We start from the raw sequence: 15,457 nt of genomic DNA, 5'->3' as shown, positions 1-15,457 counted from the left end.
TTGCAGTGGCAATGGCAGAGCATCTTACGCAGCAGCAACCCAGCGCCTTGAAGGTCATGGTCATCGACGACTCGAAGACCATCCGCCGCACCGCCGAGACCTTGTTGCGCAACGTGGGTTGCGAGGTCATCACGGCGGTCGATGGCTTCGATGCCCTGGCCAAGATCGCCGACCATCATCCGGGCATTATCTTTGTCGACATCATGATGCCGCGCCTGGACGGTTACCAGACTTGTGCCCTGATCAAGAACAACAGCGTTTTCAAGGCCACGCCGGTGATCATGTTGTCGTCCCGGGACGGTTTGTTCGACAAGGCCAAGGGGCGCATCGTCGGCTCCGATCAGTTTTTGACCAAGCCTTTCAGCAAGGAAGAACTGCTGGGCGCGATACGGGCTCATGTTCCGGGCTTTGCCGCTGTCCAGCCGCACCAGGCACATTAATGACACTCGGCCATCGGGCCTGGGGTCAACAAAAAATGGGGAACACCATGGCACGAATTCTGATCGTCGATGATTCGCCGACCGAAATGTACAAACTGACCGGCATGCTGGAAAAGCACGGCCACCAGGTCCTGAAGGCCGAAAACGGCGCCGACGGCGTGGCCCTGGCTCGCCAGGAAAAGCCCGACGCGGTCCTGATGGATATCGTCATGCCCGGCCTCAACGGTTTCCAGGCCACGCGCCAGTTGACCAAGGATCCGGACACCGGGCACATCCCGGTGATCATCATCACCACCAAGGACCAGGACACCGACAAGGTCTGGGGCACTCGCCAAGGCGCGAAGGACTACCTGACCAAACCGGTGGACGAAGAAACCCTGATCAAGACCCTGAACAACGTGCTGGCGGGTTGATGACACGGCCATGAGCCAATCCCTGACCGCTTTCGAACTGCTCCTGCAGATCGACCGGCGTTGCCGGCTGCTGGGGGCGGACCTGCCGTCACAACCGACCCACGGCGACAGCTGGAGCGGCATCGGTTTTCGCCTCGGCGAACACTGGTACGTGGCGCCCATGGGCGAAGTCAGCGAAGTGCTGCACGAACCGCGCTACACACATTTGCCCGGGGTCAAGCCATGGGTTCGTGGTGTGGCTAATCTGCGCGGGCGCTTATTGCCGTTGATGGATTTGTGCGGTTTCTTCGGCCATGAGCTGTCGAGCGTGCGCAAGCAGCGGCGGGTGCTGGTGGTGGATCATGACGAGGTCTTTACCGGGTTGCTGGTGGATGAAGTCCTCGGATTGCAGCATTTTGCCCAGGACAGCCTGGAGCCGACGCTGATGGACGACCTTGACGGCCCGGAGTCGGCCTTCGTCAAGGGCCGGTTTCGCGGTGAACGGCAGTGGCAGGTGTTCAGCCCGTTTGCGCTGACGCGCTCGCCGGGGTTCATGGATGTAGCTGTTTGACGAGATGCCACACGGTCCCTTGTGGGAACGAGCCAGTGGGAGCAAAGCTTGCTCGCGATGGCGGCGCCTCGGTAGGCGGGAAACCGTGTTGTTTTCATCGCAGGCAAGCCTTGCTCCCACAGAGTCACACTGATTGAGCAGGCTGCACTACAAGGGCTTGCTTACAGTTGGCAGTGGTGAGTGGGTTGGATTGGGCAGTACAGGCGAGAACCGATGATCAAAGCAAATACAGGTAAGCCTCTGGAAGCGTCGCGTAGTCGTTCGCAGATCATCGTGCTGTTCGTCGCGCTGATTGTCTTCATCATGCTGCTGTTCGCCAACTTCGCTTACCTCAACACCCAGTCCAACTACGACAAGCAGTACATCGGCCACGCCGGTGAGTTGCGGGTGCTGTCCCAGCGCATCGCGAAGAACGCCACCGAGGCGGCCGCCGGCAAGGCCGCGGCGTTCAAGTTGCTGAGCGAGGCGCGCAATGATTTCGCCCAGCGCTGGGGCTACCTGAAGCAAGGCGACCCGGTGACCGGCCTGCCACCGGCACCTGCTGCCCTGCGCCCGCAGATGCGTGCCGTACAGCTGGACTGGGAACGCCTGCTCAAGAACACCGATGCCATCCTGTCCAGCGAACAGACTGTGCTGTCGCTGCATCAGGTGGCGGCGACCCTCGCCGAAACCGTGCCGCAATTGCAGGTCGAGTACGAAAAGGTCGTCGAAATTCTCCTGCAGCGCGGCGCGCCCGCCGCGCAGGTCGCCATGGCCCAGCGCCAGTCGTTGCTGGCCGAACGGATTCTCGGGGCGGTGAACACCGTGCTGGCGGGGGATGAAAACGCCAGTCAGGCCGCCGATACCTTTGGCCGCGATGCCGCACGTTTTGGTCAGGTGCTCAATGGCATGTCGCAAGGTGACCCGGCCTTGAAGATCTCCCAAGTACAGGACCGCGATGCCCGGGCTCGCCTGAGTGAGATCAGCGAACTCTTCGAATTCGTCTCCGGCTCGGTGGACGAAATCCTCGAAACCTCTCCTGAGCTGTTCAAGGTCCGCGAGTCGGCAGGCAACATCTTCAACCTGTCGCAAACCTTGCTGGACGAAGCGTCGCACCTGGCCACCGCGTTCGAAAACCTGGCCGGCGGGCGTTCCGCAAACGCCATCGGTGGTTATGTGCTGGGTCTGTTGGCGCTGATGTCGATCATCCTGATCGGGCTGGTGATGGTCCGCGAAACCAACCGGCAGTTGCGTGAAACCGCAGAAAAGAATGAGCGCAACCAGAACGCGATCATGCGTCTGCTGGACGAGATCGAAGACCTGGCCGATGGCGACCTGACCGTGACCGCCTCGGTTACCGAAGACTTTACCGGCACCATCGCCGATTCCATCAACTATTCGGTGGACCAACTGCGTGACCTTGTGGCCACCATCAACCTCACCGCCGGCCAGGTCGCCGCTGCGGTGCAGGAAACCCAGGCTACGGCGATGCACCTGGCGCAGGCTTCCGAACATCAGGCCCAGCAGATATCCGAAGCTTCGACTTCAATCAATGAAATGGCCCAGTCCATCGATCAGGTCTCGGCCAATGCCGCCGAGTCGTCGGCGGTGGCCGAGCGCTCCGTGGAGATCGCCAACAAAGGCAACGAGGTGGTGCACAACACCATTCATGGCATGGACAACATTCGCGAGCAGATCCAGGACACGGCCAAGCGCATCAAGCGCCTGGGGGAGTCGTCTCAGGAAATCGGCGACATTGTCAGCCTGATCGATGACATTGCCGACCAGACCAACATCCTGGCCCTCAACGCCGCTATCCAGGCGTCCATGGCCGGTGACGCCGGGCGCGGGTTCGCGGTGGTGGCCGATGAAGTGCAGCGGCTGGCGGAGCGCTCTTCGGCGGCGACCCGGCAGATCGAGACCCTGGTGCGGGCGATTCAGGCTGACACCAACGAGGCGGTGATTTCCATGGAACAGACCACCACCGAAGTGGTGCGCGGCGCCCGACTGGCCCAGGATGCCGGGGTGGCCCTGGAAGAAATCGAAGGCGTGTCCAAGACCCTGGCGGCGCTGATCCAGAGCATTTCCAACGCGGCGCAGCAACAGACCACGTCGGCGGGGCAGATTTCCTTGACCATGAACGTGATCCAGCAGATCACCACGCAAACCTCTTCCGGCTCCACCGCCACCGCCGAGAGCATCGGCAACCTGGCGAAAATGGCCAGTCAGCTGCGTCGTTCGGTGTCGGGGTTTACTTTGCCGGCGGCGGCTGCGGCGGATGAGAACAAGGCGTAACTGGCTGGATCTGTATATTGAGAAGGGTCATGTGGCGAGGAAGCTTTTGTGGCGAGGGGATTTATCCCCGCTGGACTGCGAAGCAGTCCCAAAATAGCCAGTCTGGGACATAGATGTTGGATTCTGCATTGCAGGGGGCCGCTTCGCAGCCCAGCGGGGATAAATCCCCTCGCCACAAGGGCTGATGTTCCTGCGTCTTAGACTGTTGATTTGGAGTGGTTATGGGTGATCGGCACGACTATGTGGCCCTGGAGTGGGTCAAGGGCGAGATTGCCGAAACGCTGAAGCAGGCCCATCTGGCGCTCAATCGCCTGGTGGACGACCCGCAGGCGGCGGATGCCCTCGCGCATTGCCTGGCGTGCATTCATCAGGTGCACGGCGGCCTGCAGATGGTCGAGTTCTATGGTGCGGCGCTGCTGGCCGAGGAGATGGAACAGCTGTGCGTCGCCCTGCAGGACAACCGCATCGCCCATCGCGACGAAGCCATCAGTCTGTTGAGCCAGGCCCTTGGGCAGTTGCCGATCTATCTGGACCGCATCCAAGGTGCCCGCCGCGACCTGCCGTTGGTGGTGCTGCCATTGATCAATGATTTGCGCAGCGCCCGGGGCGAGAGCCTGTTGTCGGAGACCAGCCTGTTCAGTCCAGAGTTACCGCTGATCGCGCCGCTCAGTGACGAGGCCTTGAAGCGACTCGAACCGCCTGACCTGCCCAACACCTTGCGCAAACTGCGCCAGACCCTGCAAGTGGCCCTGGTGGGGCTGTTGCGCGAACAAGACGACGCCACCCATCTCGGCTATCTGGCCAAGGTCTTCCACCGCCTGGAAGGGCTGTGCGCCGGCGCACCGCTCAATGCGCTGTGGCAGGTGGCGTCGGCCCTGGTCGAAGGCATGCGCGAGGGGCGTATCGCCAATAGCCCGGCCCTGCGCAGCTTATTCAAGGAAGCGGACAAGGAACTCAAGCGCCTGTTGGACCAGGGCCTGCAAGGCATCAATCAACCGGCGCCGCCACAGTTGCTGACGAGTTTGTTGTTCTATATTGCCAAGGCCGAACATCCCAGCGGGCAGATGCAGATCATGAAAGAACGCTACTCACTGGACGACGCGCTGCCCGACAGCGCCATGGTCGACGAAGAACGCGCACGCCTGGCCGGACCGGACCGCGATGCCATGCGCTCGGTGCTCGCCGCACTCTGCGAAGAGCTGGTGCGGGTCAAGGAGCGGCTCGACCTGTTCGTGCGCAGTGACCGCCAGCACGCCTCGGAGCTGGACAGCCTGCTGGCGCCCCTGCGACAGATCGCCGACACCCTGGCGGTGCTCGGCTTCGGTCAGCCGCGAAAAGTGATCATCGATCAATTGGCGGTGGTCCTGAGCCTCGCCCAAGGTCATCGCGAGCCGGATGACGCGACGCTCATGGATGTCGCCGGGGCCTTGCTCTACGTCGAGGCCACTCTGGCCGGCATGGTCGGCACCGTCGAGCCCGAGAGCCCTGAAGACAGCCACCTGCCCACCACAGACCTGACCCAGATCCACCAGATTGTTATCAAGGAAGCCCACACCTGCCTGCAACAGGCCAAGGACATGATCGTCGACTACATCGACGCCGACTGGAACAGCGAACAACTGCAAGCGCTACCGGCGTTGCTGACCCAGGTGCGCGGCGCGCTGGCGATGATCCCCTTGAGCCGCGCCGCCAGCCTTGTGGAGGCGTGCAATGGTTTCATTCGCGAGCATCTGCTGTTGGATCACGCCCAGCCGGGCTGGGAAGAACTCGATCACCTGGCCGACGTAATCACCGGCCTCGAATATTACCTGGAACGTTTGAGCGAAGACCCGGAAACGCCCGGCGAACCCTTGTTGGACGTGGTCGAGCGCAGCCTGGGTGCCCTCGGTTATTTCCCCGACGAAGCCCGGGTGCCGTTGCTTGACGATGTGCTGAGCCCGAACGAGGCCCAGGTCATGCAGGACTTGCAGGAGCTGGATGACCCGCAGACCGTGCAGTCCTTGGCCCAAATGCTGGCCAGCCCGGTCTCGGCGGTCAACCCGCCGGCCCGGAGCACGCCGGGTAGCCTGTTGCCGCCGCCGTTGGACGAGCATCCGGTGGACGACGAGCTGCGCGAGGTCTTCCTTGAAGAAGCCGACGAGGTGCTCGACGTTTTGCGCGAATACCTGCCGCGCTGGGCCGCTCACCCTGACGACCATGGCGCCCTGGCCGAATTGCGCAGGGCCTTCCATACCCTCAAGGGCAGCGGTCGGATGGTGCGGGCGCTGGTCTTGGGTGAGCTGGCCTGGGCTGTGGAAAACCTGCTCAACCGGGTGCTGGAGCGCAGTGTTGAGCCGGGTGCTGCGGTCCGGCAGTTGCTCGATGACACGGTGCAGTTGCTACCGGCCCTGGTGAGCGAGTTTGCAGACAACCGCCAGCGTCAGCGCGACGATGTCGACCGTCTGGCCGCCCGTGCCCATGCGCTGGCAAAGGGCGTCGATGACGATGAAGACGCCCAGGATGTCGCCGCCCTCGACCCGTTGTTGCTGAAGATATTCGACAACGAAGCCCAGGGTCACCTTGCCAGCCTCAATCGCTTTCTCGACCAGGCCGCCGAACACTTGCCGCTGCAGGCCAACGACGAATTGCAGCGAGCCTTGCATACCCTCAAGGGCAGCGCATCAATGGCCGGCGTGTTGCCGATTGCCGAGCTGGCCGGCGCGATGGACCAGTTGGCCCGGGAATACAAGGCGCACCTGATCGCCCTCGACCTTGATGAAACTGAATTGCTGCTGGAGGCCGAGGGCCTGTTGCGCCTGGGCTTGCGTCAGTTGCACGGTGCCCCCCTGGCGCCGATCCCCGGCGCAGAAGAGCTGATCCAGCGAACCCAAACGCTGCTGGCCGAGCGCCTGCAAACGGCCCTCAGTGCACCGGACAAAGGCTTGCGGACCAAGCGCGATCCCCAACTGATCAACAACTTCCTCGCCCAGGGCATGGACATCCTGCTCGATGCCGAAAACCTGTTGCGCCGTTGGCAGCAGCACCCCGGCGAAGGCCAGGAACTCAGTGCACTGCTGGACGAGCTGACCACCCTCGGCGAAGGCGCGCACTTGGCCGACTTGCACCCGGTGGACGAGCTCTGTGAAGCCTTGCTCGATCTCTATGGCGCAGTGGAGGAAAGCAGCCTGGCAGTCAGCGACGTGTTTTTCCAGGAAGCGCAGCGCGCCCATGAAGCCTTGATCGACATGCTCGATGAATTGGCCGCCGGGCAACACGTGCACTCGCAGCCCGAGCGGGTGCAGGCCCTGCGCGGCTTGCTCCAAGAGAGCCTGGACCCATCCGCCACCGGCCTGATCCGCAGCGATGGCAGCCGCACCCTGAGCATCCGCGAACTGGGTAACGCGACAGCGGAACTGCAGCGCAGCGCCCCTGCTGAGACCTCAGTGGACGACGACATTGCCTCGATCTTCCTCGAAGAGGCGCAGGACATCCTCGAAAGCGCCGCCCAGGCCCTGCAACGTTGGCTGGCCGACCCGGACAACGCAGCGCCGCTGTCCTCGTTGCAACGCGACTTGCACACCCTCAAGGGCGGCGCACGAATGGCCGATATCCGGCCGGTGAGCGACCTGGCCCAGGAGCTGGAAAATCTCTACGAAGGGCTGGTGGACCGCCGTTACAGCCACAGCGAGGAACTCGAGCAACTGCTCAGCAGCAGTCACGAACGCCTCGATCTGCTGCTCGGGCAGTTGCAGCAGGGCCAGCCGTTGGGCGATCCCGTTGCGCTGATCGACGCCATTCGCCGGTTCCGTCAGGACAAGCCGAACCCAATCGATTCGGCAGGGGCGATCCAGGGCGAGGGGGCCGGACATGACCCGGAGCTGCTGGAAATCTTCCTCGAAGAAGGTTTCGACATTCTCGACAGCGCAGGCTCAGCGCTGCTGCGCTGGCAGGACGAACCATCGAACCGTCAGGCCCTGGAAACGCTGTTGCGGGATTTGCACACCCTCAAGGGTGGAGCGCGGATGGTGGAAATCGTCCCCATCGGCGACCTGGCCCATGAGCTGGAAAATCTCTATGAAGGCTTGTCGGCGGGGCTGCTCCAACCGACTCCAGCGCTGTTCGCCTTGCTGCAAAGCAGCCACGACCGGCTGGCGCAGATGCTCGATGCGGTACGCGCCGGCCACCCCTGCCCCGTTGCCGACCGGCTGATCGCGCAGATCCAGGCGGTGAATCATCCGCAGGACAGCGAGACGCCCAAAGTCGTCCCCGCGCCGGAACCGGCCCCGACCCCGCCGCCTGCGCCCACAAGGCCTGAGACCGGCACCCCGAGCGACGGCGCGGACATGGTCAAGGTCTCCGCCGAACTGCTTGACGACCTGGTGAACCTGGCTGGGGAAACCTCGATTTTCCGTGGGCGTATCGAACAGCAGGTCAACGACGCGCGCGTGGCCCTGGGCGAGATGGAAACCACCATCGAGCGCATGCGCGACCAGTTGCGCCGTCTTGATACCGAAACCCAGGGCCGGATCCTCAGTCGCCAGCAGGTCGAGGCCGAGCGCCTGGGCTACGAAGAATTCGACCCGCTGGAGATGGACCGGCATTCCCAGTTGCAGCAATTGTCCCGGGCGCTGTTCGAATCGGCCTCGGACTTGCTCGATCTCAAGGAAACCCTCGAACGCAGCAATCACGACGCTGAGAACCTGCTGCAACAGCAGGGGCGGGTCAATACCGAACTTCAGGAAGGGTTGATGCGCACGCGCATGGTGCCGTTCGAGCGCATGTTGCCGCGCCTCAAACGCATCGTGCGGCAAGTGGCGCAGGAGTTGGGCAAGGACGTGGAGTTCGTGGTTGGCAATGCTGAAGGCGAAATGGACCGTAGCGTGCTGGAGCGCATGGCCGCGCCCTTGGAGCATATGCTGCGCAACGCCGTCGACCACGGCCTGGAGCCAGCCGACGTGCGCATCGCTGCCGGGAAACCGGCCCGGGGGCGCATCAGCCTCGACCTGTCCCGGGAAGGTGGCGACATCATTTTCGACATTCGCGACGACGGCGCCGGCGTGCCGCTGGAGGCGGTGCGCAGCAAGGCGATCAAGCGTGGTCTGCTGGCACCGGACAGCGACATCAGCGACCGCGACGTGCTGCAATTCATCTTGCAGCCGGGCTTTTCCACCGCCGAAAAAATCACCCAGATTTCCGGGCGCGGCGTCGGCATGGACGTGGTCCATGAAGAGGTGCGGCAACTGGGTGGCAGTATGGTCATCGACTCTACGCCGGGGCAGGGCGTGCATTTCCGCATTCGCCTGCCGTTTACCGTGGCGGTGAACCGGGCGTTGATGGTGCAATGTCACGAAGACCAGTACGCGATCCCACTGAACACCATCGAAAGTATCGTCCGGGTGTTGCCCGCTGAACTGGATGGCTATTACCAGCTCGACCCGCCGACCTACACCTACGCCGGGCAACGCTATGAGCTGTGCTACCTGGGTGAGCTATTGAAAACCGGCGCTCGCCCGAAACTGTTGGGCCAGAGCCAACCGTTGCCGGTGCTGCTGATGCAATGCAGCGAGCGGCATATCGCGGTGCAAGTGGACGCTACCGCTGGGACCCGGGAGATCGTGGTCAAGAGCCTCGGCCCGCAATTTTCGGCGGTGCAGGGCTTGTCGGGGGCGACGATCCTGGGCGATGGCCGGGTGGTGTTGATTCTCGACCTGTTGGCGCCGATCCGCGCCTTGCCTCATCAGGTCCCACGCCGCCCGGCAGCGGCGCAAGGCGAGGGCGAACACCCGCGAGCATTGCTGGTGCTGGTGGTGGACGACTCGGTGACGGTCCGCAAGGTCACCAGCCGCCTGCTGGAGCGCCACGGCATGCACGTGCTCACCGCCAAGGATGGCGTGGATGCCATGGCGCTGCTGGCCGAACACTCCCCCGACCTGATGTTGCTGGACATCGAAATGCCGCGCATGGACGGCTTCGAAGTGGCCACGCAAGTACGCAATGACCCGCGCCTGGCCCACCTGCCGATCATCATGATCACCTCCCGCACCGGCCAGAAACACCGCGACCGCGCCATGGCCATCGGCGTCAACGACTACCTGGGCAAGCCGTACCAGGAATCGGTGCTGCTCGACAGCATCGCCCGCTGGAGCAAAACCCATGCATGACCTTCACCCGCGTACCGGGCACATCACTGGGCTGCTGCTACCCCTGGCCGACCGGCACCTGATTTTACCCAACGTGGCCGTGGCCGAGCTGATCGACTACCAGAGCAGCGCGTTCGATATGGACACTCCGCCGTGGTTCCTGGGTTGGGTGAGCTGGCGCGAACGGCAAATCCCGTTGCTGAGTTTCGAGTCGGCCTGCGGCCAGAAAACCGTGATCGGCGAGCGTGCGCGCATCGTCGTGCTCAATGCACTGGGCGGGCGCCCGGAGTTGCGGTTCATTGCGCTGCTGGTCCAGGGTATCCCGCGTTCCTACAAACTCGACACCCAGCTGAGCTACGTCGATGTACCGCTGTGTGGGCTGGAACAGGCGGCGGTACAAGTGGGCGAGCATGTGGCGAAGGTGCCGGATTTGTTGGCCCTGGAAGAGTTGGTCGTTGCCTCGGGGTTGGCAAAAAGCTAGGTCAGACACGGTACCTGTGGGGGCGGGCTTGCTCGCGAAGTCGGGCTGATAGCCGGCCAGGGTTTTGTTGACTGAGTACATATCCATTGCCGCCGTTACCGCAGCAACGGATATACACACAAAACTCAAGTAAGCAGTCCCAAGTCATCAAACCCTGAACCGCCCCACCAACGTCTGCAAATGAACCCCCAACCGGGCCAATTCAGCGCTCGAAGCGGCCGTCTCTTCACTGGACGACGCAGTTTGCTCCGACACATCGCGCACATTCAGCACGCTGCGGTTGATCTCCTCGGCCACGGCACTCTGCTGCTCGGCCGCAGCGGCGATCTGCTGGTTCATCGACTGAATGGCCGAGACCGTGCGGGTGATGTTTTCCAGGGATCCACCGGCGCGGCGGGTCAGTTCGACGCTGTTGTCGGTCAGGCTGCGGCTGTTGTCCATGATGGTCGCGACCTGCTCGGTGCCTGACTGCAGGCCGACGATCAGTTCTTCGATTTCTTCTGTGGACTTCTGGGTGCGCTGGGCCAGGCTGCGGACCTCGTCAGCCACCACCGCGAAACCACGTCCGGCTTCGCCCGCACGGGCCGCTTCGATGGCCGCGTTGAGGGCCAGCAGGTTGGTTTGCTGGGCTACGGACTTGATCACGTCCAGCACGCTGCCGATTTTGTCGCTTTCGCGCTTGAGGTCGCCCATGGCTGTGGTGGAGTTACCCACTTCGAGGGCCAGGCGTTCGATCTGGGCGATGGCTTCGCCGACCACTTTTTCACCCTCGCGTGCCTGCTGGTCAGCCGCGACGGCCGCTTCGGAAGCTTCCTCGGCATTGCGCGCCACTTCCTGCACCGTGGCGGTCATTTCGTGCATGGCGGTGGCGACCTGGTCGGTTTCCACTTTCTGGCTGTTGACCCCGGCGCTGGTCTGCTCGGTCACGGCCGAGAGTTGTTCGGCGGCGCTGGCGATTTGTGTAACGCCGTCGCTGATGCCGCCGATCAACTGCCGCAGGCCCACGGTCATGCTCTGCATGGCGCGCTGCAATTGACCGAGTTCGTCGCGGCGCTCGGAGGTGAGGTTGTGGGTCAGGTCGCCCGCGGCAATGCGCTCGGCGACTTTGAGGGTCTGGTCCAGCGGGCCGACGATCTGCCGGGTGATGACCAATGCTGCGATCACGCCGAACAACATGGCCAGCACGGCAGCCGATACCAGGACGGTCTTGGCCTGGGCGGCGTCCTGGTCGCGCACGGCGGTCTGGGACACGGTCAGGCTTTTGCTGGACTCAAGCAATACTTCGCCTTGCTCGGTCATGCGCTTGAGCGCCGCGGCGGTATCAAGCTGGGAATCGCGAAACTGACTGACCGCCGCACGGTAGGCGTTGATCGAATCGCTGGCTTGCTGCAGGTTGGCGGAGTGCTCCTCAGGCAACTGCGCCGGTAGGCGTGCGAGAAGTTTGAGGGCATCGGTAATGGCGTCAAGGGCCGGTTGCTGGGCTTCGTTCTTACCGCTGTAGGTGTAGCCGCGAACCTGATAACGCGCTTGCTGGATCGCCTTGCTCAGGGATACCACGCTGTTGAATTGGGCGACGTTCTCGCTTTGCAGCGTGGCTTTTTCAACCTCGGCGACGCGGGCCACGGCGTTGTCGGCGCTGGCGCCGAGTTTGCTGCGGGCATCTTCGCGACTGACGGTGGCGCTGGCCATCTCGGCGAAGGCGCTTTTGTACTCGGCCACAGCGGCCAGTTGTTTGTCGATCAGCGCCACGTCGGCCGGCTGCTCGATCATCTGGCGGGCTGCGGTCAGGCCGGTCTCGAGTTTGGCAAGCAGATCGTTGACTTCCTGCGGACCGTTTTCACCCCGCGTGGTGTAGTAGTCCAGGCGTGCCAGGCGCAGGTCCTTGCTCAACTCGTTCAGGCTGGAAATGTAGCCCAGCTTGTCGCCACGGCTAATGACATTGCCCAGGCCGCTCCAACCGGTGAAAGCGATCATCAAGGTTAGAAATAGCACCAGACCGAAGCCGAAGCCGAGTTTGTGATTGACGCTTACGTTTCCCAGACTCTGGGTAAGCATTCGGAACATGCTGATTTCTCCCTTGCTGCACTGAATTGGTTTTATGGGAGCTGTATCGGCGGGGCGGGAGGGATCTGTAGAAATGAACTGAGAATCCTGGCGCTCGCCACAAAAAACGGGCAAGCGGCAGGGGGTCAGAACAACCGTGCGAGCAGCGCGGTAACGGCGGTTTCGACGCGCAGGATGCGTTCGCCCAGTTGTACCGGTTGCAGTCCGGCCTTGGCCAGCAGGTCGATTTCGTAAGGAATCCAGCCGCCTTCGGGGCCGATGGCCAGGGTCACGGGTTCGTCCAGCGCGCGAGGGCAGGGGGGGTAGTTCCCCGGATGGCCGACCAGACCGCAGGTGCCGTTCGCCATGGCCGGCAGGCGGTCTTCAACGAAGGGCTTGAAGCGCTTTTCGATGATGATCTCCGGCAGCACGCTGTCGCGCGCCTGCTCCAGGCCAAGGATCAGTTGTTCGCGAATGGCCTCGGGCTCCAGGAACGGGGTCTGCCAGAAGCTCTTTTCCACGCGGTAACTGTTGACCAGTACCACGCGCGGCACGCCCATGCTGGCGATGGTCTGGAGCACTCGCCGGAGCATTTTCGGTCGAGGCAGGGCCAGCACCAGTGTCAGTGGCAGCTTGACCGGCGCAGGTTGGTCGAGTGTCACTTGCAGTTCGGCTTCATGGGCTTCCAGGCGCAGCACCTGGGCCGTGCCCATCAACCCGCCGATACGCCCGACCCGCAGGCTGTCACCGACGGCGCTACGGTGCACTTGCTGCATGTGGGTCAAGCGGCGATCGCTCAGCACGACGCGGTCAGGCCCGATGAAGTCGGCCTCTTCAAGCAGCAGCAGGTTCACGCTTGGGTCGCTGGCGGCTGGTCGTTATGGTCGTCGACCGGCTGATCGTCTGCTTCTTCCCGGCGCTTGCGCACCAGACCGCCGAACAGGATGCCGATCTCGAACAGCAGCCACATCGGCACGGCGAGCAGGGTCTGGGAGAAGATGTCCGGCGGGGTCAGGATCATGCCGACCACGAAGCAGCCGATGATCACGTACGGACGAATTTTCTTCAGGTACGCAACGTCGACCACGCCGATCCACACCAGCAGTACCACGGCTACTGGGATTTCGAACGCCACGCCGAAGGCGAAGAACAGCGTCATGACGAAATCCAGGTAGCTGGTGATGTCGGTCATCATTTCCACGCCCGCGGGAGTGGCGGCGGCAAAGAACTTGAAGATCAACGGGAATACGAAGAAGTAGGCGAAGGCCATGCCGGTGTAGAACAGCAGAATGCTGGACACCAGCAGCGGCACGGCAACGCGTTTTTCATGCTTGTACAGGCCTGGCGCGATGAAGCCCCAGATCTGGTGCAGGATCACCGGGATCGCCAGGAACAACGAGACCATCATCGTCAGCTTGAGCGGCGTCAGGAACGGTGACGACACGTCGGTGGCGATCATCGTCGCGCCTTCCGGCAGGTACTGGCGCAGCGGTGTGGAAACGAAGGTGTAGATCTGTTGGGTGAAGGCAAACAGCCCGGCGAAGATGACGAAAATCGCCGCCACGCAACGCAACAGGCGGGTGCGCAACTCGGTGAGGTGCGATACCAGCGGCATCGGCTGGTCGTTTTCAGGAATATCGCTCATGGGGCTCGCGGCGGCAAAGTAGGGTCGTTAGGAACGGCTGGTGCCGCCACTGTCGGGGCGGGCTCCACGGGGTTCGCGGGCGCGGCTGCTACAGGCGGCGTGTCATCCACCGGCGCCTGGGGGGCAATCGTCGGCTCGACCGCCGGCTGAACCGGTGTCGGCTCCTGCTGGGTCGGGGTGAAGATTTTCCGCGCTTCCTGCTCCAGAGACAGAATGTGTTCGTTGTGCAGTTGCCGACGAATGTCGTCGGCCCCGATTTCACGTTCAACTTCCTGTTTGATCGCATTGAAGCTGCGCTTGAGCCGCCCGATCCATAGACCTGCGGTGCGCGCAGCGCCCGGCAGCCGCTCGGGGCCCAGTACCAGCAGGGCGACGAGGCCGACGAGCAGCAGTTCAGTGAAGCTGATCCCAAACATTAGTCAGTGCTCACGAGTCTTTGCGGGCCGGCTCTTCGACTTTCTGTGCCTGCACATCGATGGTGTGCGGGGCATTCACAGGTTGAGTGGCCTGTGGGTGAACCGGTTGGCTCGGCTGCGCTGGTTGAGCGGGCGTCGCTGCCGGGTCGGCCGGTTTTTCGTCGTCGTTCATGGCCTTGCGAAAGCCCTTGATCGACTCGCCAACGTCAGTGCCCAGGTTCTTGAGTTTCTTGGTGCCGAACACCAGTACCACGACCACCAGAATGACGACCCAGTGTTTCCAGTCAAAAATACCCATGTGGCTATTCCTCTCGTAAGTTGATCAGGCGGACGGACGCGAGGCTTTCTCGACGTGCCCGGACAGACCGAAACGACGGTCCAGTTCATCCAGTACAGCCTGCGGGTGCTGCCCCAGTTGGGCAAGCATGACCAGGCTATGGAACCACAGGTCGGCGGTCTCGTAGATCACGTCACTGCAGTCGCCGCTGATGGCGGCGTCCTTGGCGGCGATGATGGTCTCGACCGACTCTTCACCGACCTTTTCCAGAATCTTGTTCAAACCCTTGTGGTACAGGCTGGCGACATAGGAACTGTCGGCCGCTGCGCCTTTGCGCTCTTCCAGCACCTGGGCCAGGCGGGTCAGGGTGTCACTCATGGGTATGTCCTGAATAAATGGCGTGCGGGTCCTTGAGCACCGGGTCGACGGTTTTCCAGTCGCCGTTCTCGAAGACGCGATAGAAGCAGCTTTGACGGCCGGTGTGGCAGGCGATCTCACCGACCTGCTCGACCATCAGGATGATGACGTCGCCGTCGCAGTCCAGGCGCATCTCGTGCAGGTGCTGCACGTGCCCGGACTCTTCACCCTTGCGCCACAGCTTGCCACGCGAACGTGACCAATAGATGGCGCGGTTCTCAGCGGCGGTCAGGGCCAGCGCTTCACGGTTCATCCAGGCCATCATCAGCACGCGCCCGGTCTTGTGATCCTGGGCGATGGCCGGCACCAGGCCGTCAGCGTCCCATTTGATCTCGTCCTGCCAGTTTTTCATCTTCGACTCCGACAATGGGCCGCGCATCTC

13 protein-coding genes are annotated in these 15,457 nt (G+C 62.7%); 6 read left to right on the top strand and 7 right to left on the bottom strand.

All coding sequences use genetic code 11. From position 1 onward, the window contains the following. Positions 1-11: 11 nt before the first annotated feature. From HQ912_RS26545 to HQ912_RS26520, 6 genes are all read left to right on the top strand, one after another. Positions 12-440, top strand: coding sequence for a PleD family two-component system response regulator (locus HQ912_RS26545; RefSeq protein WP_047225997.1), 429 nt, complete (start codon positions 12-14; stop codon positions 438-440). Positions 441-487: 47 nt separating this feature from the next. Then, complete coding sequence (gene pilH / locus HQ912_RS26540) at positions 488-853, top strand: twitching motility response regulator PilH (RefSeq protein WP_047226188.1); 366 nt, start codon at positions 488-490, stop codon at positions 851-853. 10 nt (positions 854-863) lie between these two features. Further along, positions 864-1,403: a chemotaxis protein CheW gene (locus HQ912_RS26535; RefSeq protein ID WP_047225996.1), complete on the top strand. Its 540-nt coding sequence runs from the start codon at positions 864-866 to the stop codon at positions 1,401-1,403. 213 nt (positions 1,404-1,616) lie between these two features. Next, positions 1,617-3,677: a methyl-accepting chemotaxis protein gene (locus HQ912_RS26530; RefSeq protein WP_173407474.1), complete on the top strand. Its 2,061-nt coding sequence runs from the start codon at positions 1,617-1,619 to the stop codon at positions 3,675-3,677. 221 nt (positions 3,678-3,898) lie between these two features. After that, positions 3,899-9,817, top strand: a complete 5,919-nt coding sequence (locus HQ912_RS26525; protein ID WP_173407473.1) for an Hpt domain-containing protein — start codon at positions 3,899-3,901, stop codon at positions 9,815-9,817. Then, a complete protein-coding gene (locus HQ912_RS26520) occupies positions 9,810-10,277 on the top strand; it encodes a chemotaxis protein CheW (RefSeq protein ID WP_047225993.1) in 468 nt (155 codons plus the stop codon). The genes HQ912_RS26525 and HQ912_RS26520 overlap by 8 nt, the downstream gene beginning before the upstream one ends. 147 nt (positions 10,278-10,424) lie before the next feature. Here HQ912_RS26520 and HQ912_RS26515 read toward each other — a convergent pair whose 3' ends face one another. From HQ912_RS26515 to hisI, 7 genes are all read right to left on the bottom strand, one after another. Then, positions 10,425-12,332 carry a methyl-accepting chemotaxis protein gene (locus HQ912_RS26515; protein ID WP_409936852.1) on the bottom strand — a complete coding sequence of 636 codons (1,908 nt, stop codon included), beginning with the start codon at positions 12,330-12,332 and terminating at the stop codon, positions 10,425-10,427. Positions 12,333-12,466: 134 nt separating this feature from the next. Then, complete coding sequence (locus HQ912_RS26510) at positions 12,467-13,174, bottom strand: 16S rRNA (uracil(1498)-N(3))-methyltransferase (RefSeq protein ID WP_047225991.1); 708 nt, start codon at positions 13,172-13,174, stop codon at positions 12,467-12,469. Beyond that, positions 13,171-13,965 (bottom strand): twin-arginine translocase subunit TatC, encoded by a 795-nt coding sequence (gene tatC, locus HQ912_RS26505; protein WP_076383016.1) that lies wholly within the window; start codon positions 13,963-13,965, stop codon positions 13,171-13,173. The genes HQ912_RS26510 and tatC overlap by 4 nt, the downstream gene beginning before the upstream one ends. After that, on the bottom strand, positions 13,962-14,381 hold the full coding sequence (tatB, locus tag HQ912_RS26500; protein WP_047225989.1) for a Sec-independent protein translocase protein TatB: 420 nt from the start codon (positions 14,379-14,381) through the stop codon (positions 13,962-13,964). The genes tatC and tatB overlap by 4 nt, the downstream gene beginning before the upstream one ends. 10 nt (positions 14,382-14,391) lie before the next feature. Continuing rightward, the gene (locus tag HQ912_RS26495; protein WP_047225988.1) at positions 14,392-14,679 is read right to left on the bottom strand and encodes a twin-arginine translocase TatA/TatE family subunit; all 288 of its coding nucleotides are present in this window, start codon (positions 14,677-14,679) and stop codon (positions 14,392-14,394) included. 24 nt (positions 14,680-14,703) lie between these two features. Then, complete coding sequence (locus HQ912_RS26490; RefSeq protein ID WP_003186671.1) at positions 14,704-15,036, bottom strand: phosphoribosyl-ATP diphosphatase; 333 nt, start codon at positions 15,034-15,036, stop codon at positions 14,704-14,706. Further along, positions 15,029-15,427, bottom strand: a complete 399-nt coding sequence (hisI, locus tag HQ912_RS26485) for a phosphoribosyl-AMP cyclohydrolase (protein ID WP_003196931.1) — start codon at positions 15,425-15,427, stop codon at positions 15,029-15,031. The genes HQ912_RS26490 and hisI overlap by 8 nt, the downstream gene beginning before the upstream one ends. Between the last annotated feature and the right edge of the window lie 30 nt (positions 15,428-15,457).

It is taken from the genome of Pseudomonas sp. MPDS (genome assembly GCF_013283895.1).
Lineage (GTDB): Bacteria > Pseudomonadota > Gammaproteobacteria > Pseudomonadales > Pseudomonadaceae > Aquipseudomonas > Aquipseudomonas rhizophila.
Note: the sequence above shows the minus strand (reverse complement) of the source record. Positions and strands in the feature narration are given on the sequence as shown.